The organism is Mesorhizobium sp. B3-1-9 (assembly GCF_006439595.1).
Taxonomy (GTDB): domain Bacteria; phylum Pseudomonadota; class Alphaproteobacteria; order Rhizobiales; family Rhizobiaceae; genus Mesorhizobium.
This window is the reverse complement of sequence record NZ_VFTJ01000007.1, coordinates 133,704-155,812: the sequence shown is the minus strand read 5'-3', so window position 1 is coordinate 155,812 and position 22,109 is coordinate 133,704. Positions and strand designations below refer to the sequence as shown.

Annotated in this window: 20 protein-coding genes; 9 read left to right on the top strand and 11 right to left on the bottom strand. The window is 64.5% G+C overall.

Annotated features, from left to right (window positions below; translation table 11 throughout):
* The 3 genes from FJW07_RS15200 (at window position 1) to FJW07_RS15190 (ending at window position 1,263) form a co-directional block, all read left to right on the top strand.
* Window positions 1-588, top strand: a complete 588-nt coding sequence (locus FJW07_RS15200; RefSeq protein WP_140647290.1) for a histidine phosphatase family protein — start codon at window positions 1-3, stop codon at window positions 586-588.
* Between the two features lie 92 nt (window positions 589-680).
* Window positions 681-962: a type II toxin-antitoxin system ParD family antitoxin gene (locus FJW07_RS15195; protein WP_140647291.1), complete on the top strand. Its 282-nt coding sequence runs from the start codon at window positions 681-683 to the stop codon at window positions 960-962.
* Complete coding sequence (locus FJW07_RS15190) at window positions 952-1,263, top strand: type II toxin-antitoxin system RelE/ParE family toxin (protein ID WP_140857304.1); 312 nt, start codon at window positions 952-954, stop codon at window positions 1,261-1,263. The genes FJW07_RS15195 and FJW07_RS15190 overlap by 11 nt, the downstream gene beginning before the upstream one ends.
* Window positions 1,264-1,267: 4 nt before the next feature.
* Here FJW07_RS15190 and FJW07_RS15185 read toward each other — a convergent pair whose 3' ends face one another.
* The 3 genes from FJW07_RS15185 to FJW07_RS15170 all read right to left on the bottom strand — a co-directional run bounded on the left by FJW07_RS15185 (window position 1,268) and on the right by FJW07_RS15170 (window position 3,297).
* A complete protein-coding gene (locus tag FJW07_RS15185; protein WP_140857302.1) occupies window positions 1,268-1,744 on the bottom strand; it encodes a DUF2938 domain-containing protein in 477 nt (158 codons plus the stop codon).
* Window positions 1,745-1,865: 121 nt separating this feature from the next.
* Window positions 1,866-2,348 carry a peroxiredoxin gene (locus FJW07_RS15175; protein WP_140659159.1) on the bottom strand — a complete coding sequence of 161 codons (483 nt, stop codon included), beginning with the start codon at window positions 2,346-2,348 and terminating at the stop codon, window positions 1,866-1,868.
* A gap of 142 nt (window positions 2,349-2,490) precedes the next feature.
* Window positions 2,491-3,297 carry a protein-disulfide reductase DsbD domain-containing protein gene (locus FJW07_RS15170; RefSeq protein ID WP_140857300.1) on the bottom strand — a complete coding sequence of 269 codons (807 nt, stop codon included), beginning with the start codon at window positions 3,295-3,297 and terminating at the stop codon, window positions 2,491-2,493.
* 126 nt (window positions 3,298-3,423) lie between these two features.
* Here FJW07_RS15170 and FJW07_RS15165 point away from each other — a divergent pair, with 126 nt between their 5' ends.
* Complete coding sequence (locus FJW07_RS15165) at window positions 3,424-4,032, top strand: YqgE/AlgH family protein (protein ID WP_140681884.1); 609 nt, start codon at window positions 3,424-3,426, stop codon at window positions 4,030-4,032.
* 187 nt (window positions 4,033-4,219) lie between these two features.
* On the opposite strand, the gene FJW07_RS15160 is transcribed toward FJW07_RS15165, so the two are convergent.
* From FJW07_RS15160 to thrC, 4 genes are all read right to left on the bottom strand, one after another.
* Window positions 4,220-7,066: an EAL domain-containing protein gene (locus FJW07_RS15160; protein WP_140857298.1), complete on the bottom strand. Its 2,847-nt coding sequence runs from the start codon at window positions 7,064-7,066 to the stop codon at window positions 4,220-4,222.
* A gap of 44 nt (window positions 7,067-7,110) precedes the next feature.
* Window positions 7,111-7,707, bottom strand: a complete 597-nt coding sequence (locus FJW07_RS15155) for a GNAT family protein (RefSeq protein ID WP_140647297.1) — start codon at window positions 7,705-7,707, stop codon at window positions 7,111-7,113.
* A 115-nt stretch (window positions 7,708-7,822) separates the two neighbouring features.
* Window positions 7,823-9,115 (bottom strand): pitrilysin family protein, encoded by a 1,293-nt coding sequence (locus FJW07_RS15150; RefSeq protein ID WP_140857296.1) that lies wholly within the window; start codon window positions 9,113-9,115, stop codon window positions 7,823-7,825.
* Window positions 9,116-9,129: 14 nt separating this feature from the next.
* Window positions 9,130-10,527, bottom strand: coding sequence for a threonine synthase (gene thrC / locus FJW07_RS15145; RefSeq protein WP_140857294.1), 1,398 nt, complete (start codon window positions 10,525-10,527; stop codon window positions 9,130-9,132).
* 128 nt (window positions 10,528-10,655) lie between these two features.
* Between thrC and FJW07_RS15140 the strand changes: the two genes are divergently transcribed.
* The gene (locus FJW07_RS15140; protein WP_140857292.1) at window positions 10,656-11,402 is read left to right on the top strand and encodes a hypothetical protein; all 747 of its coding nucleotides are present in this window, start codon (window positions 10,656-10,658) and stop codon (window positions 11,400-11,402) included.
* Between the two features lies 1 nt (window position 11,403).
* On the opposite strand, the gene FJW07_RS15135 is transcribed toward FJW07_RS15140, so the two are convergent.
* Complete coding sequence (locus tag FJW07_RS15135) at window positions 11,404-12,093, bottom strand: HAD family phosphatase (protein WP_140659162.1); 690 nt, start codon at window positions 12,091-12,093, stop codon at window positions 11,404-11,406.
* 237 nt (window positions 12,094-12,330) lie between these two features.
* Here FJW07_RS15135 and FJW07_RS15130 point away from each other — a divergent pair, with 237 nt between their 5' ends.
* Window positions 12,331-13,464 (top strand): site-specific DNA-methyltransferase, encoded by a 1,134-nt coding sequence (locus FJW07_RS15130; protein WP_140857290.1) that lies wholly within the window; start codon window positions 12,331-12,333, stop codon window positions 13,462-13,464.
* 54 nt (window positions 13,465-13,518) lie between these two features.
* Here the strand turns inward: FJW07_RS15130 and FJW07_RS15125 are convergent, their stop codons facing one another.
* Both FJW07_RS15125 and mutY read right to left on the bottom strand, forming a co-directional pair.
* Entirely contained in the window at window positions 13,519-14,130 is a 612-nt protein-coding gene (locus tag FJW07_RS15125) for an HAD family phosphatase (protein WP_140857288.1), read from the bottom strand.
* Window positions 14,127-15,299: an A/G-specific adenine glycosylase gene (gene mutY / locus FJW07_RS15120; RefSeq protein ID WP_140857287.1), complete on the bottom strand. Its 1,173-nt coding sequence runs from the start codon at window positions 15,297-15,299 to the stop codon at window positions 14,127-14,129. The genes FJW07_RS15125 and mutY overlap by 4 nt, the downstream gene beginning before the upstream one ends.
* A 33-nt stretch (window positions 15,300-15,332) precedes the next feature.
* Between mutY and FJW07_RS15115 the strand changes: the two genes are divergently transcribed.
* From FJW07_RS15115 to smc, 3 genes are all read left to right on the top strand, one after another.
* Complete coding sequence (locus FJW07_RS15115) at window positions 15,333-15,842, top strand: DUF721 domain-containing protein (protein ID WP_140647304.1); 510 nt, start codon at window positions 15,333-15,335, stop codon at window positions 15,840-15,842.
* A 154-nt stretch (window positions 15,843-15,996) separates the two neighbouring features.
* Window positions 15,997-16,743 carry a DsbA family protein gene (locus tag FJW07_RS15110; RefSeq protein ID WP_140857285.1) on the top strand — a complete coding sequence of 249 codons (747 nt, stop codon included), beginning with the start codon at window positions 15,997-15,999 and terminating at the stop codon, window positions 16,741-16,743.
* A 63-nt stretch (window positions 16,744-16,806) separates the two neighbouring features.
* Window positions 16,807-20,268 (top strand): chromosome segregation protein SMC, encoded by a 3,462-nt coding sequence (gene smc, locus FJW07_RS15105; RefSeq protein ID WP_140857283.1) that lies wholly within the window; start codon window positions 16,807-16,809, stop codon window positions 20,266-20,268.
* Window positions 20,269-20,298: 30 nt separating this feature from the next.
* Here smc and FJW07_RS15100 read toward each other — a convergent pair whose 3' ends face one another.
* Complete coding sequence (locus tag FJW07_RS15100; protein WP_140857282.1) at window positions 20,299-22,011, bottom strand: HAD family hydrolase; 1,713 nt, start codon at window positions 22,009-22,011, stop codon at window positions 20,299-20,301.
* Window positions 22,012-22,109: the final 98 nt, after the last annotated feature.

The window sequence follows — 22,109 nt, the reverse complement described above, 5'->3', positions numbered from 1 at the left end:
GTGCCGATAGCCTATTACATCACACACCCGCAGGTGCGCATCGACGCCGACGTTCCGGTGCCTGGATGGAGATTGTCCGACGTCGGCCGGGCGAGGGCGGTCGCCATGCTCGACCAGCCCTGGGTTGGCTCGATCGGCCGCATCGTGTCGTCCGCCGAACGCAAGGCGATCGAAACCGCGGAAATCCTGGCGGGACGTCTTCATCTTGCGGTCGAGGTGCGCGAGCGGACGCACGAGAACGACCGGTCGGCAACCGGCTTCCTGCCGCCGCCGGAATTCGAAGCGGTCGCCGATCAGTTCTTCGCCAGGCCGCACGAGAGCATCCGAGGCTGGGAACGGGCTATCGATGCGCAGGGCCGGATCGTCAGCGAGGTCGAAGCGGCGCTTACGACCGGTGAAGCCGACATCGCCTTCGTCGGCCATGGCGGCGTCGGAACGCTGTTGCTCCTCCATCTCAGTGGACGGGAAATCAGCCGCGAGGCGGATCAGCCGGCAGGCGGCGGCAATTACTTCGCCTGGGATATCGGCTCACGCCGCTTGATCCATGGTTGGCTGCCGATCGACTGGCCAGCAGCGCGGAGCCTCTGATTGTCGGCTGAACTCAGAGAAGCAGCAGCACCATTGATTGCATCTCCGAAAAGGGAGTATTATTTACTACCATAGAGCAAGGATAGCACCCCATGCCAAACGTGGAAAAGTTAAGCGTAGCCGTCACGACGCAACAGGCGGCCGTCATGCGCGAAGCTGTGGAAGCTGGCGAATACGCGACAGCCAGCGAAATCGTGCGCGAAGCGATGCGGGACTGGTTGGCCAAGCGCGAACTTCGGAAAGAGGATGTGCGGCGGCTTCAGCGCTTGTGGGACGAAGGGAAGGCAAGCGGAAAACCGGAGACTTTGGACTTCGATACCTTGCGAAGGGAAGCGCGGCAGAAGCTGAAGGACGCTTCACCAAATGGTCGTTAGGATAGTCTGGTCGCCAACGGCAAAAGCCGACCTGATCGATATCTATACCACTATAGGCGCCGAGAACTTAAAGGCAGCGGACCACTACTACGAATGGATCGAGGATCGAGTTGCACAACTCGTGGATCAGCCACGCATGGGCGTCAGACGCCCCGAAATTCGCCCTTCGGCGCGAATGCTTGTCGCGGCTCCGTTTTTGCTCCTTTACGAAACGGTCCCAGATACGGACAGCGGTCCGGTCGATTTGGTGGAGATCGTACGCGTTGTCGACGGTCGCAGGGATTTGAACCGTCTCTTCTGACCAATCACCGTATCAGCAGCGCCGTCGAGAACATGCCGAGCGCGAACACCGTGTGCGCCACGAGGTTGAGCGCGCGCACCTTCGTCGGATTGGGGAGCTTGGATGCCGCCCAGCCGGCGCCCATGCCGGGCGCCAGCAGGAACCAGCCGGCCCCGACGGTGACGATGCCGAGGATGAAGGCCGGCAAGAAGGTCGGCGTCGCCAGCCAGCCCGCGCCCGCCAACGCCACGAGGATTACGCCGTAAAGGATGCCGACCAGGTAGTGAAAAACCCAGCCCAGCGCCTTTTCATGCGCATAGGGCGCGGCCTTGCCGATATCGTCATGGAGGACCTTTTCGGGCAGATGCCGAACCCAGCGCCCGACCATACCCCAATTGGGCAAAGGCTGGCCGATCGCCTTGTTGAGGACGATCGCCCAGATATCCATGAACACGGTGGCGCCGATGCCGATCGCCACAGCGCGCCAGATTGTGTCGAGCATCAGAGCATGATCCCGAACCGGAGGTCAGCGCACGCAAAAAGTGGGAACCGGTTTTCGGACAAGATCATGCTCCAACAAAGAGTGAGATCAGGATGGCGAGTCAACGAAACGTCATCCTGATCTAGAGCTGCTCGAGGATTTTTGCCGCGCCGCTCTCGTCGACGCCCGGCTTGGTTTCGACGTTGATCGCGACGACCTTGCCGTCGTCGACGATCATCGAAAAGCGCTTCGAGCGCAGACCCATGCCGGCTGCGGAAAGGTCGTTGTCGAGCCCTACCGACTTGGCGAAATCGCCGCTGCCGTCGGCGAGGTAGAGGATCTTGCCTTCGCCGCCGGAGAAGCGCGCCCAGGCGCCCATGACATGCACGTCGTTGACCGAGACGACGGCGATCGTGTCGACGCCGCGCGCAAGAATGGCGTCATGGTTTTCCAGATAGCCCGGCAAATGGTTGTTGCTGCAGGTCGGCGTGAAGGCGCCCGGGACGCCGAACAGCACGACCTTCTTGCCAGCGAAGATCTCCTTGCCCTTTATATCCTTCGCGCCATCAGCGGTCATCGTCTTGAAGGTCACGTCGGGCAGTTTTTCGCCAACCGAAATGGTCATGGGGAGAGCCTCGCTTGGGGGAGATGGGAAGGACTGACGCCTTCGATATCGGACTGCGCGGCGGCCAGCAACCTCTCACAGCAAGTCCAGGAAAAGTGTGTAGCGGTTTTCCGTCCGGAATTGCGGCTTAAGAGGCGCTGGATCAAGGGAAAGGCAGCAGCCCGTCCACCGAACCCTCGGCACTGGTCAGCGTGTAATAGAGCCCACCATCGGTCGGCGTCGCCGACGGCCGGTCGAGGATCGGCACGGTGAAGACGAGCTTGCCGTCCTTCTCGCTGCGCACCGGCGCGCCGAACATGTAGTCCCGCTCGCCGGCGATGAAGAAGTCGACGGATTCCGGATTGCCTGGCGACTGCGCCTGGACGACAAGCGTTTCGTGGTCGCCGGGCAGCACGCTGATGCCGAAATCGGACCGGGCCGGAGAGGGCAACGTCGCGAGCGCGGTTTTCACCAATGCGGCGTCGGTGGCGTTGTCGGGATCGGCCCCAGGATCGACGCTGAGCCGGGTCTGCACCGGAATGCAGATCGTCTCGCAGATGCCCAGGAAGACATGGGCGTCGATGGTCGCCGGCTGGTCGGGCGAAGACAGCGTGAAGGTCACCGGCAGCGACACCGGACGGTCGTACCCGGCCCATTTGCCGTAGCCGTCGTCATGCCGCTGCGGCGGCGGGAACGACAATTGGGCGTCTGAGATGTTGGTGCTGCCGGATATGTCGAGCTGCGGCGGCACGCCGGCGTCGCCCGGATCGCGCCAATAAGTCTTCCAGCCGGGCTTCAGCGCGATGTCGAGCACCCCGTGGATCTTGCCGGCCTCGTCGGGCTTGCCGGTGGTCACCAGCCGAACCTTGCCGCCTTCACTGTTGTACCAGATTGAGGAGGAGGCCTCTGCCGGGAGGCTTGCAGCCCACCCGAAAACGACGCCGAGAACCAGTATTTTCATGTATCGCATGGCGGTGATTTGACCGTCCGTTCTTGGCCGCGCAATGACTTCATCGCTCTCCCGGTATCATATTTGCGTTACATCGGGGACTGGCACCATCTTTTCGGCGCAGCCGAAACGCGTTACGCTCAAGCCATGGACTTGCTGCGCCACAAGAAGTCGGCCGCCGGACGCGGTTTTCTCGACGACCAGTTCCTGATTGCCATGCCTGGCATGAAGGACGACCGTTTCGCGCGCTCCGTCATCTACATCTGCGCCCACAGCGACGAGGGCGCGATGGGCCTGATCATCAACCAGACGCAGCAGATGCTGTTTCCGGACCTGCTTGTGCAACTCGGCATCATGAACGAGCAGGAAGCGATCCGCCTGCCCGCGCATACGCGCGATTTCGTCGTGCGCAACGGCGGGCCCGTCGACCGCAGCCGCGGCTTCGTGCTGCATTCGGGCGACTATCGCGTGGAATCCTCGCTCAACGTCTCCGACGATGTCTGCCTGACGGCAACCGTCGACATCCTGCGCGCCATCTCGACCGGCCGTGGCCCGCGCCATGCGCTGATGGCGCTCGGCTATTCCGGCTGGGGCGCCGGCCAGCTCGAAACGGAGATCGCCGAGAACGGCTGGCTCACCTGTCCGGCGACGCCCGAGCTTCTCTTCGACACCGACATCGAGCGCAAATACGGCCGTATCCTTGCCTCGATCGGTATCGACCTTGCCCATCTCAGCGCCGCCGCGGGACACGCCTGAAGCCCAACGCTCGCGGTTGGCAGGAACGCTCGCGATTTCGTCATCCTCGGGTCAAGCCCGAGGATGACGAAGCGATGGGCCTCTAATGCATGTCGCGTAAAAGTGTGTAGCGGTTTTGCGATAACGACATGCATGAAAACAAAGGGCTTAAAGCGCGTCGCCTGAATCCGCTTCAGCGCGACGCGCTTTAAGCCTGCGTCAGCGGATACTGCTCCTTCAGCGTCTTCAGCACCTGGTCGCCGGGCATCGGCGCGCCGAACATGAAGCTCTGGACATATTCGCAGCCCATCTGGCGCAGCTCCAGCGCGTCGCTTTCGTCCGAAATGCCTTCCGCCACGACCGAAAGCCCAAGCTCATGCGCCATGTTGACCATGGATTTGAGCAGCACCGCGCGCTTCGGCGTGGCGTCGTCGACGAAGCTCTTGTCGATCTTGATCGTGTCGAAGGGGAAGCGCGTCAGATAGGAAAGCGAGGAATAGCCGGTGCCGAAATCGTCGAGCGACAGCCCGATGCCGAGCTGCTTCAGCTTGCTCAGCACATGCGCGGTCTGCTCGGGATTGTCCATCACCAGCGATTCGGTGAGTTCCAGCCGGAAGCAGCGCGGCTTCAGATTGGCACGCGCGATGACGGAGCGGACGTCGCTGACGAGGTCGCGGCGGATGAGCTGGCGGCTCGACAAATTGACCGAGACCGAGAGCGGCGCGTCGCCGATCTGCTTCTGCCAGAAGGCCAGGTCTTCGGCCGCCTGCTGCATGGCGAACAGGCCAAGCTGCACGATCAGTCCGCAATTCTCGGCCACCGGGATGAAGTCCCCCGGCGGGATCATGCCGCGGCGCGGGTGGTCCCACCGAAGCAGCGCCTCGAAGCCGGCGACGCTGCCGTCCTCCAGCCGCACGATCGGCTGGTAGGCAAGCGTGAACTCGCGCCGCTCGATGGCGCGGCGAAGATCGGATTCGAATTGCAGCCGGTCGGTGCCGACGGTGCGGAAGGCGGGCCGGAACGGTTCGATCCTGTCGCCGCCGAAGCGCTTAGCCTGGTGCATTGCAAGCTCGGCGTCCTTGACCATGTCCTCGGCCGAGGTCTGCGCCGTCGTCCAGGTGATCAGGCCGATCGAGGCGGTCAGCACGATCTCGCGCTTGGCGAAGGTGATCGGGTTGTTGATTGCGTGCTTGATGGCGTCGGCGATCGCCGCGATGCGGGCAGGGTCCTGCTCCGAAAGCAGCATCAGCGCGAACTGGTCGCCGGCAAAGCGCGATAGCGAATCCTTCGGCTTCAAGAGCCGGTGCAGCCGGCGCGCGACGGTGAGCAGAATGGTGTCGCCGGCCGAAATTCCGAGACCGTCATTGACCTGCTTGAAGCGGTCGATGTCGATGATGAAGACCGTGGGACGCACCTTCTCCTCGGTGCGGGCGATCGAGATGATCGCCTCCAGCCGGTTCATGAACAGTTCGCGGTTCGGCAGGCCGGTCAGGTTGTCGTGCACGGCATCGTGCAGCAGCCTTTCCTCGGATTTCTTCTGTTCGGTGACGTCGACCATGGTGCCGACGCAGCGGATCACCTCGCCGTCGGAGCCGATAACCGGCCGGGCGCGCAGCGAGAACCAGTGGTAGTGGCCGTCGGCGCCGCGCAGGCGGAAGTTCTGCGCCACCTTGCCGCGGCGATGCTCCAGCACCACGTCGAGCGTGGTGCGGAACGTGTCGCGGTCGTCGGCATGCAGCACCGGCAGCCAGTTGCGCGCCGCACCCCCAAGGCTGTTGGGCGCAAGGCCGAGCTGCAGGCTGATGTCCGGCTTGGTCACCACCCGGTCGCGCAGCACATCCCAGTCCCAGACGATGTCGCCCGAGCCGGCGACGGCAAGCGCCTGCCGCTCGAGGTCGGAGAACAGGCCCTGGTGCAGCGCGCCGCCGGCAAAGGCGTGCTGCATGACGGTGAAGCCGATCAAGAGTATAATCAGGATCAGCCCGCCGCCCAGCGCCGGCTGGGCGATGTCGTTGTCCAGCATGCCGGTGATCGCCATCCACGACCCGCATAGCCATAGCAGCACCATCACCCAGCTCGGCACCAGCATGATCGCGCGGTCATAGCCGCGAATGCCGAGGAAGATGATGAGGCCGAGACCCGTGAGCGCGGTGGCGGCGAACGAGATGCGGGCAATGCCGGCGGCGACCGCCGGATCGACGATGGCCACGCCCGCGATCAACAGCAGTCCGAAGATCCAGACCAGCGCGCCATAGCTGAAATGGCCGTGCCAGCGGTTGAGGTTGAGATAGGCGAACAGGAACACCACGAAGGTTGCGGCCAGCGCCACCTCCGTGCCGGCCCGCCATATCTGCTCGTTGCCGGGCGATATCTCGATGATCTTGTTGAGGAAGCCGAAGTCGACGCAGATATAGGCCAGCACCGCCCAAGCGAGCGCTGCGGTCGCCGGGAACATCGAGGTTCCTTTGACCACGAACAGGATCGTCAGGAACAGCGCAAGAAGCCCCGAAATGCCGATGACGATGCCGCGGAACAGCGTGTAGGAATTGACCGAGTCCTTGTAGGAGTCCGGCTCCCAGAGATAGACCTGCGGCAGTTTCGGCGAGGCGAGCTCGGCGATGAAGGTCACCACCGTTCCGGGGTTCAGCGTCACCCGGAACACGTCGGCGTCCGGGCTTGTCTGGCGGTCGAGCGCGAAACCCTCGCTGGGCGTGATCGCGGCGATGCGCGTCGAGCCGAGGTCGGGCCAGAAGATGCCGGAATTCACCAAGCGGAAATGCGGCGCGACGATCAGCCGGTCGAGCTGCTGGTCGGTGGTGTTGGCGAGCGCGAACACGGCCCAGTCGCCGCTCGAGCGCGCGTCATTGGCCTCCACCTCGATGCGCCGCACGATGCCGTCGGGGCCGGGCGCGGTCGAGACCTGGAAATTCTCACCCTGGTTCCGGTAGATCTCGACGGCGCCGGACAGGTCCAGCGCCTTGTCGTCGCGCGCGATCTTGATCGGTTCGACGGCGAAAGCCGGCATGGCCGAAAAAAGCGTGACGACGACCGTCATGATGAGGGCGAACAGCGACGCTAATCGCGGAAAATTCGTCACAGTCAGCCCTTCGTTCCATCGCCCGGCGGATCGTCCGCGATCCGGGCGTAGAGGTAGTGATCCTGCCAGATGCCGTTGATCCTGAGATAGGATCGCAGAAGTCCTTCGCGCCGGAATCCGGCTTTTTCAAGCACGCGGATCGACCGGGCGTTTTCGGGAATACAGGCAGCTTCGATCCGGTGCAACCGCAGCGTATCGAAGGCGAAGCGCGAGACGAGCTTGACCGCATCGGTCATCAGGCCGCGGCCGCCGAATCGTTCGCCGATCCAGTAGCCGATATGGCCGCTCTGGGCGACGCCATGGCGGATGTTGCCGAGCGTGATGCCGCCGGCAAGCTTGCCGCTCGATTTCTCGAAGATGAAGAAGGCGATCGCCGTGCCTTGCGCGTAATCCTCGCGGTAGCGGCTGATGCGCAGGCGCCACGCGGTGCGGTCGAGCTCGTCCGGCTGCCAACGCGGCTCCCAGGGTTCGAGGAAAGCGCGGCTTTCGCCGCGCACCGCCGCCCATTCGCGGTAGTCATTGGTCAAGGGCACGCGCAGCGTGACCTTATCGCCCTTCAGTGCCGGCAGGTCACGGCGAAAGAAAGGGAGCGCGAACACGGCGCTTGTTCTAAGCGGATATTCGTGGGATGCCCCACGAATATCTGCTTAGATTCCCTGGTTTTTCGCAGGCTCTGATCGCAAAATGGGACACTTTTGCGGAACCTGCTTAGGGTCAGACGGCGAGCCGGCGGGCCGTCGTCTGCGGGCCCGCAAGCGATTCGAGGATCGCCTCGTAGGGCGCAAGCGTGCCCACGGGGCCGACCGCGGTAAGCGTCGGCTTGGTCGAGAACAGCCGCGAGGAGAGGTCGGTCAGCCGCTCGACGGTCAGCGCCGAAAGCCGCTCCATCAATTCCTCCTTGGCGATCGGCCGTCCGAACAACAGCAATTGCCTTGCGATCTGCGAGGCCCGGCTAGCCGGGCTTTCGGCCGACATGATGAGCCCGGCGCGATATTGCGCCCGGGCCCGGTCGAGTTCTTCCTGCAGGATGCTTTCGCCGGCCTTCTGCAACTCGCCGATGATCACCGGCACCAGCTTGGCGATGTCGCTCTGGCCGGTCGCGGCATGCACGCCGAAGATGCCGGTGTCGGAAAAACCCCAGTGGAAGGCATAGACCGAGTAGCAGAGGCCGCGCTTTTCGCGCACCTCCTGGAACAGCCTCGACGACATGCCGCCGCCCAGGATCATCGACAGCACCTGCGAGGCGTAGAAATCGCGTACATGATAGGCGCGGCCCTCGAAGCCGAGCACGATCTGCGCATCCATCAGGTCGCGGTCCTCGCGGAAGTCGCCGCCGACATATTGCGCATATTGCGGGATGTTGCCGGCTGCCTTGGCGCGGAAGCCGCCGAGCCGCTTCTCGACCTCGCGCACGAAATTGTCGTGCTTGACGTCGCCGGCGGCCACGATGACCATCCGCTCGGCGTCATATTGCCGCTCGATGAAGTCGTGCAGTTGCTTGGAGCTGAAGGATTTGACCGTCTCAGGCGTGCCCAGGATCGAGCGGCCGATGGTCTGGTGGCGGAAGGCCGTTTCGGTGAAGCGGTCGAAGACGATGTCGTCGGGCGTGTCGTGCGCGGCGCCGATCTCCTGCAGGATCACATGCTGCTCGCGCTCCAGCTCCTCTGGATCGAATTCGGACTCCTGCAGGATGTCGGCCAGGATATCGACCGCCAGCGGCACGTCGCCGGACAACACTCTTGCATAGTAGGACGTCGTCTCGACGCTGGTAGCGGCGTTGATCTCGCCGCCGACATTCTCGATTTCCGAGGCGATCTCGAAGGCGCTGCGGCGCTTGGTGCCCTTGAACGCCATGTGCTCGAGCAGATGGGCCATGCCATGCTCTTCGTCGCGCTCGTTGCGGGCGCCTGACTTGACCCAGGCTCCGAGGGCAACCGATTCGATGCTTGGAAGGGTTTCGGTGGCGACTGTCAGGCCGTTCGACAGACGGCTTACCTCAACACCCATATGGCAAGTACTCCCTAACGCGCCGCCCGCGAGTGGCGGTTCACATAATCTTCCACCATTTTCAAGTCGGATGGAAGTATCGTGTATTTTTCGTCGGCTGTCATCAAGCCGCCTAGCCATGCGGGCAGGGCAGGGGTGACGCCGCTCGCTGCCTCGACCGCGGCCGGGAATTTCGCCGGATGCGCGGTGCCGAGCACCACCATGGGCACCGGACCGGAGGCGTGGGCGGCCGCGACATGAACGGCGGCGGCCGTGTGCGGATCGAGCAGGTAGTTGCTCGCCTCCAGCGTCGCGCGGATGGTGGCGGCGACCTCGTCGACGCTGGCGCGGCCGGCGTCGAATTCGGCGCGGATGCGCTTGAGTTGGCCTTCCTCGATGGTGAAGGCGCCCGACTGCTTCAGGCCGTTCATGTAGCGCCTGACCGTCTCGGCGTCGCGACCGGCCGCCTCGAACAGCAGCCGCTCGAAATTCGAAGACACCTGGATATCCATCGACGGCGAGGTCGTGGCGAACACGCCCTTGGTGCGGTATTCGCCGCTCGCCAATGTGCGCGCCAGGATGTCGTTGTCGTTGGTGGCGATGATCAGCCGCTCGATGGGCAAGCCCATGCGCTTGGCGGCGTAACCGGCGAAAATATCGCCGAAATTGCCGGTCGGCACAGTGAAGGAAACCGGCCGGTCCGGCGCGCCAAGCGACAGGGCCGACGAGAAATAATAGACGATCTGGGCCATGATGCGGGCCCAGTTGATCGAATTGACGCCCGACAGCGACACCCGGTCGCGAAAGGCGTGGTCGTTGAACATGTCCTTCACCAGGCCCTGGCAATCGTCGAAATTGCCTTCGACCGACAGCGCGTGGACGTTTGCCGCGCTCGACGTCGTCATCTGCCGCTGCTGCACCGGCGAGACCTTGCCGTGCGGGAAAAGGATGAAGATGTCGGTGCGGTCGCGGCCGGCGAAGGCGTCGATCGCGGCGCCACCGGTGTCGCCAGAGGTCGCGCCGACGATGGTGGCGCGCTGGCCGCGTTCGGCAAGCGCATGGTCCATCAGTCGCGCCAGCAACTGCATCGCCACGTCCTTGAAGGCCAGCGTCGGGCCGTGGAACAGCTCGAGGATGAAGGTGTTTTTCCCGGTCTGCACCAGCGGGCAGACGGCCTCATGCCGGAAGGTCGCATAAGCCTCCCGCACCAGCCGCTCGAAGACGGGCGTCGCGATCTCGCCGCCGAGGAACGGCGTCAGCACGCGAATGGCAAGGTCGGGATAGGCAAGCCCGCGCATGGCGCGGATGTCGGCGACCGAAAATTGCGGCCACTCGCGCGGCACGTAAAGCCCGCCGTCGCGCGCCAGGCCGGCCAGCACCGCGTCGGAAAATCCAAGCGCGGGCGCATCCCCGCGGGTACTCACATATTGCATCTTCAAAGGCCCATTGTTGCCGGTCGCGTCATCCACGGCAATTGGTTAATTTTCCGAGCCGGCTCAGTCGCATTTTTGCCGCGCGGTTGCTATACGTCACCGGCTTTGTGAGAGGGAAGTGCAGTTTCATGGCGTTTTATTCGGTCAACCGTCGTTTTGTCGCGGGTCTGGCGCTCACCGGCTTTATGCTTGCCGCCGCCGGCTGCCAATCGAGCGACAATGGCATCCTGGACCTCGGTTTCGGCAAGAAAACGGATCCGACCGCGCCGCCACCGCCGCCGGATCCCAAGATCCTCGCCAGCCAGCTGCGCGCCTATTGCCCGAAAGTGACGCTGCGCGACGGCACCGCCTATTTCAACACCTACGCCAAGGGCACCGCGGCGAAGCCGAAGAAAAAGAAGCTTGATCCCGCGGCGCAAGCCGAGGCCGAGGCAGCCGCCACGGCCGCCCAGACCGGACCAAACGGCCAGCCGATCGACCCCGATCACGATCCGTCGAAGGTCATCTACCAGGCCTCGATCACCGACGTGACACGCGATTGCACCCATGCCAACGGCCAGATGTCGATGAAGATCGCCGTCGCCGGCAAGGTCGTGCCAGGGCCAGTCTTCGCGCCCGGCACCGTCACCATGCCGATCCGCATCGCGGTTCAGCGGGGCGACGAGGTGCTTTATTCCCAGCTGCATCAGTACCAGGTGCAGGTCACCGACCCTTCGGCTGCTACCCAGTTCGTCTTCGTCGACAGCAATGTCGTGGTGCCGGAGCCTTCCGCGCGCGACTATCAGGCCTATGCCGGCTATGACGAGAACACGCCGGCTACGGCCGCCGAAAGGTCCAAGGGCAAGAGGAAGAAGCGCGCTCCGGCCACGAACTAGCCTAGGCGTCCTCGGACCACTCCGACAGCGCGGCGATGGTGCCGTTCAGTTCCGCCCAGCGCCGGATGACCGTCTCGGCGCCGGCCTCGGTCAGCGCGTCGGCATGGCCCGGATAGCTGTGTCCCGCGCCGGTGAAGCCGATGACGCGCATGCCGGCCGCCCTGGCGCCGGCGATGCCATGCACGGAATCCTCGATGACGAAAGTGTTCTTCGGGTTGGCGCCGAGTTGTTCGGCGGCGTAGAGGAATACGTCAGGCGCCGGCTTGGTCTTCTTGCTGGGAATGTCCAGCCCCGAAAAGATGCGGCCGGCGAAGAACGGCAGCAGCCGCACCTTCTCCAGCATGAATTCGACCCGTTCGGTGCGCGAATTGGAGCAGACGGCGCGCGGCGCGGTGACTGCGGCTACCGCCTCGCGGGCACCCTCGATGATGCGCACGTCTGCGCGCAGCTTGCGGTCGACCAGTTCCTCGGCGCGGTCGATCAGCGAGGCCTGGAACGGAATCTGCGACTTCTCCTCGACCCGCAGCATGATGTCCTTGAAGGTGAGACCGGCATAGGTCTCGGCAAGCTCCTCGGCCGAAATCTCGAATCCGGCCGACGTCAGAAGCTCGGCCTCGACCCGCGCGGCGATGATTTCGGAATCGACGAGCACCCCGTCGCAATCGAAAATGACAAGATCTGGCTGGGGCATGGCAATCCGGGAAACGTTGGGGAAAAAGCCTATTGGCTTAGAGCATGATGCCGAAAAGTGTGGAGCGGTTTTCGGAGGGCATCATGCTCTATTTCTTTGATCTAGGCGGCGCGGCATACACCAATGGACCGGCCTGCGCAAACCGCGTGGGCCGGGCGGCGAGCCTTCACCGAATGTTTACGCTGATCGGTAACCATAACAGCCAGTAAACCGTAACGCGTTCTTTTGGGTGTTTTGATGTCTGCCGTGCGTCTTATCGACGAGCTTTCCCAAGCTCCCCAGCAGGCCGAATGGCTGGACACGATCCTGAAGGGCGACTGCGTCGCCGCGCTGGACAAGCTGCCGGAAAAGTCGGTCGACATCATCTTCGCCGACCCGCCCTACAATCTGCAGCTCGACGGCGACCTGCACCGGCCCGATCAGTCCAAGGTCGACGCCGTCGACGACGACTGGGACCAGTTCGAGAGTTTCGAGGCATATGACGCCTTCACCCGCGCCTGGCTGCTCGCGGCGCGCCGCGTGCTGAAGCCCAGCGGCACCATCTGGGTCATCGGCTCCTATCACAACATCTTCCGCGTCGGCGCCCGCATGCAGGATCTCGGCTTCTGGATCCTCAACGACATCGTCTGGCGCAAGACCAACCCGATGCCGAATTTTCGCGGCCGCCGCTTCCAGAACGCGCATGAGACGATGATCTGGGCCTCGCGCGACCAGAAGGCCAAGGGCTACACCTTCAATTACGAAGCGCTGAAGGCCTCGAACGACGATTTGCAGATGCGCTCCGACTGGCTGTTCCCAATCTGCACCGGCGGCGAGCGGCTGAAGGACGAGAACGGCAACAAGCTGCATCCGACGCAGAAGCCGGAAGCGCTGCTCGCCCGTATCATGATGGCCTCGACCAAGCCGGGCGACGTCGTGCTCGATCCCTTCTTCGGCTCCGGCACCACGGGCGCCGTCGCCAAGCGCCTCGGCCGCCATTTCGTCGGCATCGAGCGCGAGCAGGCCTATATCGACGCCGCCAATGAGCGCATCGCCGCGGTGCGTCCGCTGGAAAACGCCGATCTCACCGTGCTTTCGGGCAAGCGTGCCGAGCCGCGCGTCGCCTTCATCAGCCTGATCGACAACGGCCTGGTGACGCCGGGCGCCACGCTTTACGACGCCAAGAAGCGCTGGGCGGCCAAGGTGCGCGCCGACGGCACGCTGGCGATTGGCGACAGCGCCGGCTCGATCCACAAGATCGGCGCCGAAGTGCAGGGGCTGGATGCCTGCAACGGCTGGACCTTCTGGCACTATGAGCGCAGCGGCGGCCTGACCCCGATCGACGAATTGCGCCGCATCGCCCGCCTCGGCATGGAGCGGGCAGGGGCCTGAGCCGCCGGCCCCTCTTGAATCAACACCTCAACGGATCGCCGCAAGCGATTCAGTTCAGGCCGCAATCCCGAACCGCTGAAGGTCTGCTTTAAGCGTCTTGGCGTCGGTGAACAGCACCGACTGCCAGCCGGCGGCCCTGGCGCCGTCGACATTCTTCTGGCTGTCGTCGATGAACAATGTGGCGGATGGCTCGAGACCGAACGCGGTCACGTGATGATCATAGATGGCGCGGTCCGGCTTGATCTGGCGGATGTCGGCCGACACGGTCACGCCGCGCGGCCGGTTGAGAAAGTCGAAACGCTGCCGTGCTTCGGCGAGCGTGTCGGCGGCGAAGTTGGTCAGCATGGTCACATCGTGGCCGCGCTCGATCAGGCCGAGCATGATGGCGACGCTGTCGTCATAGGCATGCGGCACCATCTCGTGCCAATGGCGGCGGAAGTTACGGATGTTCTCGGCGTGATCGGGATGCTCGGCGATCAGCAACGCCTCTGCATCTTCCCATGTGCGGCCGCGATCCTGCTCGATGTTCCACTCGCTGGTGCAGACATTGTCGAAGAACCATTTGCGCTCTTCGGCATCCGGTATCAGCCGGCTGAACGCAAGATCCGGATCGTAATGGATCAGCACCTTGCCGATGTCGAACACGATATGGCGGATTTCGGTCATGCAGGCCTCTTTGCACTGTGCGGCGACGGTTTCTTGGTCGCGCCCGGTATCGCCACCTCGATTGCCTTTTTCATGACAGTCGGCAGCGCTTCCCCGGAAATTTCATGAGCCAGCGACCAGAAATGCCCGTCCGGCGCGTCGCCTTTGACGCGGGCATGGAAGATTTCGAGCTCAAGCGCGAAATGGGTGAAGACGTGCCCGATCTGCCCGGCGCGGCGCCAATCGGCGGGAAAAGGCGCGGCCTCGGCCGTCGTGGCGCCGTCAACCCGCGCTGTCCAGCCGGTGGTCGGCACCTCGGTCATACCGCCGAGCAAGCCTTTCTCGGGCCGCTTGCGGAGCAGGATGGCGCCGTCGTCGCGCTCGGCGACGAAGGCGGCACCCTTGCGCAGTGGCTTGTCGTCCTTCGGCAGCCGGACCGGGAAACGTTCAGGATCGCCGGTGAGAATGGCGCTGCAATCCTCGCGGATCGGGCAGAGCATGCAGCGCGGCCGCTTCGGCGTGCAGATCGTCGCGCCGAGATCCATCATCGCCTGGGCAAAGTCCCCGGGCCGCGTCTGCGGCACCAGTTTTTCGACCAGCGCGCGGATCTCCGGCTTGGCCTCGCCGAGCGGCGTTTCGATCGAATAGAGCCGGGTCACGACCCGCTCGACATTGCCATCGACGACCGCCGCTGGCCGGTCGAAGGCGATCGCGGCGATCGCCGCCGCGGTATAGGCGCCGATTCCCGGCAATTCGCGCAGACCCGCCTCGGTGTCGGGAAAACGGCCGCCTCGGAGCGCCACCAGGTCGGCGCAGGCTTTCAGGTTGCGCGCCCTGGAATAATAGCCGAGCCCGGCCCACGCCTTCATCACATCCTCGGCGGGCGCCGCCGCCAACGCTTCGACCGTCGGCCATTTCTCGACGAAATTGCGGAAATAGGCTTTCACCGCCTCGACCGTGGTCTGCTGCAGCATCACCTCGGACATCCACACGCGATAGGGATCGGCCCTCACGCCGCGCCCAGACGCGACCGGCGTGACGCGCCAGGGCAAGTCGCGGTGATGCGCGTCATACCAGGCAAGCAGGCGGGAGGCGATATCCGGGGATCCAGCTTTGCTGGTATCGCCGGATCCGATATCGCCGGATGCGGTCTTCTGTGATGCCTTGCGGGTCTGATCGAGCGGTGCCATTGATCGGATGAGCTGGGGAACTGGAGAACGCACATGGCAGGGAAAAGGCCCTTCGGCAATCCCGTTCCGGTGAGCGATCTCGCCACCGAGATCCTCGACCCGGTGCTGAAGAAGCGCGCCGGTATCTCGATCGGGCTGGTGCAGTCCTGGGAAGAGATCGCCGGGCCGCGCCTGGCCGCCCACTCGCGGCCGGAGAAGATTCAGTGGCCACGCCGCTTGCACGAGGACGATCCGTTCGAGCCGGCGACCTTGATCATCGCCTGCGAAGGCATGGCGGCGTTGCATCTGCAGCACGAGGCCGGCGAGGTGATCAACCGCGTCAATGCCTTCCTGGGTTTCAACGCGGTCGGCCGCATCAAGATTCTGCAAAAACCGGTGCTTTCGCAAAAGGCGCGGCCGAAGCCGGCGCCGCGCCCTCTGAGCGAGGCGGAGAAGTCGAAGCTTTCGCATCTGGTCGGCCAGATCGAGGATGACGGCCTGCGCGCTTCGCTGGAGCGGCTCGGCGCCACGATTATGGGTGAAAGGAAGCCCAAAGGATCGTAAGAAGCGTCATGAATGCGTCACCAATCTCGCGCATTCGTGATGCTTATGATCAAGTTTCGCGATTGGATTGGGGATCGCGATGCCTTAATTCGCGCCAACTCTCGCCTTTTCTAGCCCTTGCATTGCAAAATCCAACCGATATCAGGTGATTCGCATGAACCGTGCCCCGTCTGGCAAAAGCTTGTCTCGCAGAAACCTTCTGACCGCGCTGGCTGCTGTTCCTGCGGTGGCGCTGCTTGCCGCATGCAGCGACTCCGGCGAGGAGGCGAAGGCAGCCGACGTGAAGCCGGCCAACCCGTCGACGCCTGCCAAGCCGGCCGCCACGCCGGCGGCGGTCCAGGTGCCCGAGGCGCAGGGCACCGTGGACATGACGGAACTGCTCAAGCCCGGCGCGCTGCCCGACAAGCAGCTCGGCAACGACGACGCCAAGGTCACCATCGTCGAATACGCGTCGATGACCTGCCCGCATTGCGCGCATTTCAATGACACCACCTTCCCACAGTTGAAGTCGAAATATATCGACACCGGCAAGGTCCGTTACATCCTGCGCGAATTCCCGTTCGACCCGAGCGCCGAGGCCGGCTTCATGCTGGCGCGCTGCTCGAAGGACAATTACTTCGCCATGGTCGACGTGCTGTTCAAACAGCAGCCGAGCTGGGTCGGCGTCAACAACACCAAGGAAGCGCTGCTGCAGATCTCCAAGTTGGCCGGTTTTACACAGGAGTCCTTTGAGTCCTGCTTGACGGACCAGAAACTTCTGGACGATGTGAGAGCAGTCCAGAAACGCGGAGCGGACGAGTTCAAGGTCGACTCGACGCCGACCTTCTTCATCAACGGAAAGACCTACAAAGGGGCGATGTCGATTGAGGAAATGTCGGCCATCATCGACCCTCTGCTCTGACATCCAGGCCGCGCCGAAGCGGTCCGGCTTCGGCGCGCACGCCTGTAGTGTTGGGCGGCGCGAATGAAATTTTCGCGCCTTCGCCTCCTCGGTTTCAAATCCTTCGTCGAGCCCGGCGAGTTCGTCATCGAACGCGGGCTGACCGGCATTGTCGGGCCGAACGGCTGCGGCAAGTCGAACCTCGTCGAAGCTTTGCGCTGGGTGATGGGCGAAAGCTCCTACAAGAACATGCGCGCGTCCGGCATGGACGACGTGATCTTCTCCGGCTCCGGTGCGCGGCCGGCGCGCAATACCGCCGAAGTCACGCTTTTCCTCGACAATACCGACCGCACGGCGCCCGCCGCTTTCAACGACGCCGATGAACTGCAGGTGTCGCGCCGCATCGAGCGCGAGGCGGGCTCGCTCTACCGCATCAACGGCAAGGAAGCGCGCGCCAAGGACGTGCAGCTTCTGTTCGCCGACCAGTCGACCGGCGCCCGCTCGCCCTCCATGGTCGGCCAGGGCCGCATCGGCGAGCTGATCCAGGCCAAGCCGCAGGCGCGCCGCGCGCTGCTTGAAGAAGCCGCCGGCATCTCCGGCCTGCACACGCGCCGGCATGAGGCCGAGCTTCGGCTCAAGGCGGCCGAGCAGAACCTCGAGCGGCTGGACGACGTCGTCGGCGAGCTGGAAGGCCAGATCGAGAGTCTGAAGCGCCAGGCCCGCCAGGCGTCGCGCTTCAAGAACCTGTCGGCCGATATCCGCAAGGCCGAAGCGACGCTGCTGCATCTGCGCTGGACGCTGGCAAAAACCCAGGAAGGGGAGGCGCGTTCCGCGCTTGCCGTCGCCACCACGCTGGTCGGCGACCGCGCCGCCGCCCAGATGGCGGCGGCCAGGGAGCAGGGCATCGCAGCGCACCGGCTGCCGGACCTGCGCGACGCCGAAGCCGCCGCTGCTGCCGCCTTCCAGCGCCTGTCGATCGCCAAGACCCAGATCGAGGAAGAGGCCGGCCGCATCCGCGCCCGCCAGACCGAGCTCGAACGCCGCCTGCAGCAGCTCGACGCCGACATCGCCCGCGAGGAGCGGATGGTGCGAGACAATGCCGACATCCTGGAGCGCCTGCGCACCGAGGAAGCCGGGCTCAATTCGGAAAACGCCGGTGCCGCCGAGCGCGAGGCGACCACGCGCGCCGCCTTCGAGCAGGCCGGCGCGACGCTCTCGCAGAGCGAAGCAAAACTTGCCGCGCTGACCGCCGAGCGCGCCGAGGCGGCCGCCTCGCGCCACCAGATCGAGCGCTCGCTGCGCGAGACCGCCGAGCGCCGTGATCGCTTCGCCCGTCAGCTCGCCGAGGTCGACCGCGAGCTTTCCGACATCGTCGCGCGCATTTCCGGCCTGCCCGATCCGGCCGAGAAGCGGCTTCTGGTCGAGGATGCGCTTGCCCGGCTGGAAGAGGGCGAGGCCGGCGCCATTGCCGCCGAGCAGGCCGTCGCCGAGGCCCGCACTGCTGAAAGCGCCGCAAGGCCTCCGCTGCAGGATGCAAGGGCCGAACTGGCGCGCATCGAGACGGAAGCGCGCACGCTGGCGAAGATCCTCAATGCCACCAGCGGGGGCGATCTTTTCCCTTCAGTGCTGGACCAGATCAGTGTCGAGCGCGGCTACGAAACCGCGCTTGGCGCGGCCCTTGGCGAGGACCTCGACGTTCCGCTCGACCGCAGCGCTCCGGTGCATTGGGGCGAAAGCTCGGTCCAGCCCGGCGATGCGTCGCTGCCCGAAGGTGTGAAGAGCCTGGCCAGCGTCGTTCGCGCGCCGGCGCAGCTTGCCCGCCGCCTCGCGCAGATCGGCATCGTCGACACCGTCGATGGCCGCCGGTTGCAGGCGCTTCTGGCCCCCGGCCAGCGGCTGGTCAGCCGCGATGGCGCGCTCTGGCGCTGGGACGGCTTGACGGCGAGCGCCGACGCTCCGACCGCCGCCGCGCTGCGGCTGGCGCAGAAGAACCGCCTGGCGGAGCTCGATGCCGAAGCCGTGCAGGCGACGCTTGTCGTACGCGAGGCCGAGGAGGCGTTGACGCATGCCGAGCAGGCGATGCGCCAGGCAAGCGATGCCGAGCGCAATGCGCGCCAGGCCGGCCGCGACGCCCAGCATGCTCTGGATGCCGCCCGCAACGCGCTGGCCGAGGCCGAGAAGGCCGGCGGCGAGCTGTTGAGCCGGCGCGCCGCGCTTGAAGAGGCACGCGCTCGCATTGTTGACAGCCATGAGGAGACGCAGGCCGCTTTCCTCGAAGCCGAGGCGATGTTGCAGGACGCGCCCGATCTTGGCGACCTGCAATTGCAGCTCGAACAGGCCTCCGCCAACGTCTCGCGCGACCGCGCTACGCTCGCCGATGCGCGCGCCGTGCATGAAGGGCTGCGGCGCGAAGCCGAGGCGCGCATGCGCCGGCTGGACGCCATCGGTGCCGAACGCAAGAACTGGCTGGAGCGCGCCGAGAATGCCTCGACGCAGATCGCGGCCCTTGGCGAGCGCAAGGCCGAAGCCGAGGCCGAGCGCGAAAGGCTGGCCGACGCGCCGGACGAGATCGACGCCAAGCGCCGCGCCCTGCTGACGCAGCTTTCCGAGGCCGAAGCTTTGCGCCAGGCGGCGAGCGACCGCCTGCAGGAGGCGGAGAGCAAGCAGGCCGAGCTCGACAAGGCGGCCACCGCCGCCATCCAGTCGCTCGCCGAATCGCGCGAAACCCGCGTCCGCGCCGAGGAGCGGCTCACCGCGGCCGATGAACGCCGCGCCGAGGTCGAGGCGCGCATCCAGGAAGCGCTCAACACGCCGCCGCATCTGGTCATCAAGCATACCGGCCTCGAAGCCGACGACCCGATGCCCGACATGGCCGAGATCGAGCGCCAGCTCGACCGGCTGAAGATCGAGCGCGAGCGCCTCGGCGCCGTCAACCTGCGCGCCGAGGAAGAGCAGAAGGAATTGTCGGAGCGGCTGGAGACCATCGTTTCCGAGCGCGAGGACATCATCGAGGCGATCAGAAAACTGCGCCAGGCGATCCAGAGCCTCAACCGCGAGGGCCGCGAGCGGCTGCTGTCGGCCTTCGAGGTGGTCAACGGCCATTTCCAGCGGCTGTTCTCGCATCTGTTCGGCGGCGGCACGGCCGAGCTGCAGTTGATCGAGTCCGAGGATCCGCTGGAGGCGGGGCTGGAAATCCTCGCCCGCCCGCCCGGCAAGAAGCCGCAGACCATGACGCTGCTTTCCGGCGGCGAGCAGGCGCTGACGGCGATGTCGCTGATCTTCGCCGTGTTCCTCACCAACCCCGCGCCGATCTGCGTGCTCGACGAGGTCGACGCGCCGCTCGACGACCACAATGTCGAGCGCTTCTGCAATTTGATGGACGAGATGTCGAAGACCACCGAAACCCGCTTCGTCATCATCACCCACAACCCCATCACCATGGCGCGCATGGACCGGCTGTTCGGTGTCACCATGGCCGAGCAAGGCGTCAGCCAGCTGGTCTCGGTCGACCTGCAAGCCGCCGAGGCGATGCGCGAGGCGAGCTGAGCTCGCCTTTCTCACGTTCAACGACCAATCCTAGTTCTCCGGCGCCGTCGCAGGCGCCGTATAGCGCCTTCGCACGGCGTCGATCACCAGCTTGCGGCTTTCGTCGGCCGACAATGTCTTGTTCTTCTCCGCCTCAGCCGTTTCTCGGGCGAGGTCCTTGTCCCTGATCTGCTGGCGGAACCATTTGGAATAATCGCCGGCGCGCAAATGGTATTCCCATGTCTTGTCGTCGATACCTTCCGCCATCTGGGCGAAGATGATGAGATTATGGGCTCTGAGCTTCATCGCCTTCTTCGGCCCGGTGAAATAGAAGCTGCCCGCCTCGTCGAGCTCGCCTTCGGCATATTTGCGACTGTGCCGCTTCAGCGACTGGTCGGGCTCGACCGCCTTGACCGTGAACGGCTTTTTGTCGTCATGCGGCCGCCAGAACAGCACCCGGTCGCCCTTGGGCAGCGGAATGTCCTTCGGCGCCTGGAGCCCGGTTTCCTTGCAGAAGGTCTTGATCACGCCCTTTGCGTTGGGCCCAAGCGCAATCACCGCCGTCACAAGGCCGAGCGCATCGGTCGAGATTGCCTCGGGATGGACGGTGATCAGCACCGTGCCGGGCAGCTCGATCGAAAGCACGGATCGCGTATCTCCGCGTCGCTTGGGCATCAAATGATGCGCCTCGTCGATGATCAGCCAGTGCGGCCTTGCCGTGCGATAGCGGACATTGCCGAGGCCGGGTAGCAATTCGGCGAAGAAATCGGGACGCTCATCGACCTTCAGCGCCAGGCCGTTGACCACGACATTGTTCTGCGGTTTCTCGATCAATTCCAGCAATTGTTCCTTGTTCGGCGCGGTCGAGCCGTTGCCGAGCGGCACCGCGCCTTTCAGTCCGTCATAGTCGCCCTCGGGGTCGAAAATGCAGAATTGCAGACCTTTTTCGACCAGCCGCTCGGTGAGCGCCGTGGCCAAGGTCGATTTGCCGATGCCCGAGCTGCCGGCGATCAGCACTGTTTCCATCGGCGACAAGTAGATGTCCTTGCCGCGTGAGGTCCCGAGCAGCACGCCGCGCGAGCGCTTTTTGGCCAGCGGATAATCGCGCTTGGTCAGCTTGCGGATCAGTTCCTCGACGCCTTTGCCGCGCGGCGCCTTGGTGACGAGGTCGGCGGTTTCCTTGACCGCGGGCAGCGCGTTGGCGACCGCGACGCTGCAGCCCGAGGCCCTGAGGAAAGCGTGGTCGTTCTCGGCGTCGCCGACGGCCACGACATTATGCGGCGACAGCTTCAGGTCCTCAAGCGCAGCCGCCAGTCCGGTTGCCTTGTTGATGCCCGAGGGCAGGATCATCACCGCGCCCTTGTTGAAGATGATCTCCAGCTCCAGCCCGAGCTTCTTGATGACGTCGAGCACTGTCACCTGGTGCGGCTCCCAAGTGGCGACGATCGAGCGGCCAACCGACAGCGGCTTCACGCCGCGCTTCTTGAGCCCGTCGATGAGATCGACGGAAGGCGAGGGCGAGATCGTGCGCTCTTCCTCGCTGGCCGGCGTGTAGATCAGCGCGCCGTTTTCGGCGACGACCTTGTCGAACAGGAAAAGTTCGGGAAAAACCTCCTTGAGGTCGGGCAGTTCGCGGCCGGTGACCAGGATGAGCTTGCGCCCTGATTTCTTCAGCTTTTCCAGCGCCGAGATCGTGCTGGCCGTGACCAGGCCATCATGCGCCAGCGTGCCGTCATAGTCGGTGGCCAATGCCATGAAATACATCGGTTTAACCTCTCCGCCGGCTGTTTTTCGCACCCGCCGGGAGTATCCGGCTCGGCGGACAACAACGCCTGGAGGCGGAAAAGGTTTAGGTCGAGCAC

Bases quoted from the DNA above. Each gene is read 5' to 3' on its own strand.
- FJW07_RS15195 (WP_140647291.1), top strand. From the start codon at position 681: ATGCCAAACGTGGAAAAGTTAAGCGTAGCCGTCACGACGCAACAGGCG.
- FJW07_RS15190 (WP_140857304.1), top strand. From the start codon at position 952: ATGGTCGTTAGGATAGTCTGGTCGCCAACGGCAAAAGCCGACCTGATC.
- FJW07_RS15185 (WP_140857302.1), bottom strand. From the start codon at position 1,744: ATGCTCGACACAATCTGGCGCGCTGTGGCGATCGGCATCGGCGCCACC.
- FJW07_RS15175 (WP_140659159.1), bottom strand. From the start codon at position 2,348: ATGACCATTTCGGTTGGCGAAAAACTGCCCGACGTGACCTTCAAGACG.
- FJW07_RS15170 (WP_140857300.1), bottom strand. From the start codon at position 3,297: ATGCGATACATGAAAATACTGGTTCTCGGCGTCGTTTTCGGGTGGGCT.
- FJW07_RS15165 (WP_140681884.1), top strand. From the start codon at position 3,424: ATGGACTTGCTGCGCCACAAGAAGTCGGCCGCCGGACGCGGTTTTCTC.
- FJW07_RS15160 (WP_140857298.1), bottom strand. From the start codon at position 7,066: ATGACGGTCGTCGTCACGCTTTTTTCGGCCATGCCGGCTTTCGCCGTC.
- FJW07_RS15150 (WP_140857296.1), bottom strand. From the start codon at position 9,115: ATGGGTGTTGAGGTAAGCCGTCTGTCGAACGGCCTGACAGTCGCCACC.
- thrC (WP_140857294.1), bottom strand. From the start codon at position 10,527: ATGCAATATGTGAGTACCCGCGGGGATGCGCCCGCGCTTGGATTTTCC.
- FJW07_RS15140 (WP_140857292.1), top strand. From the start codon at position 10,656: ATGGCGTTTTATTCGGTCAACCGTCGTTTTGTCGCGGGTCTGGCGCTC.
- FJW07_RS15135 (WP_140659162.1), bottom strand. From the start codon at position 12,093: ATGCCCCAGCCAGATCTTGTCATTTTCGATTGCGACGGGGTGCTCGTC.
- FJW07_RS15130 (WP_140857290.1), top strand. From the start codon at position 12,331: ATGTCTGCCGTGCGTCTTATCGACGAGCTTTCCCAAGCTCCCCAGCAG.
- FJW07_RS15125 (WP_140857288.1), bottom strand. From the start codon at position 14,130: ATGACCGAAATCCGCCATATCGTGTTCGACATCGGCAAGGTGCTGATC.
- mutY (WP_140857287.1), bottom strand. From the start codon at position 15,299: ATGGCACCGCTCGATCAGACCCGCAAGGCATCACAGAAGACCGCATCC.
- FJW07_RS15115 (WP_140647304.1), top strand. From the start codon at position 15,333: ATGGCAGGGAAAAGGCCCTTCGGCAATCCCGTTCCGGTGAGCGATCTC.
- FJW07_RS15110 (WP_140857285.1), top strand. From the start codon at position 15,997: ATGAACCGTGCCCCGTCTGGCAAAAGCTTGTCTCGCAGAAACCTTCTG.
- smc (WP_140857283.1), top strand. From the start codon at position 16,807: ATGAAATTTTCGCGCCTTCGCCTCCTCGGTTTCAAATCCTTCGTCGAG.
- FJW07_RS15100 (WP_140857282.1), bottom strand. From the start codon at position 22,011: ATGTATTTCATGGCATTGGCCACCGACTATGACGGCACGCTGGCGCAT.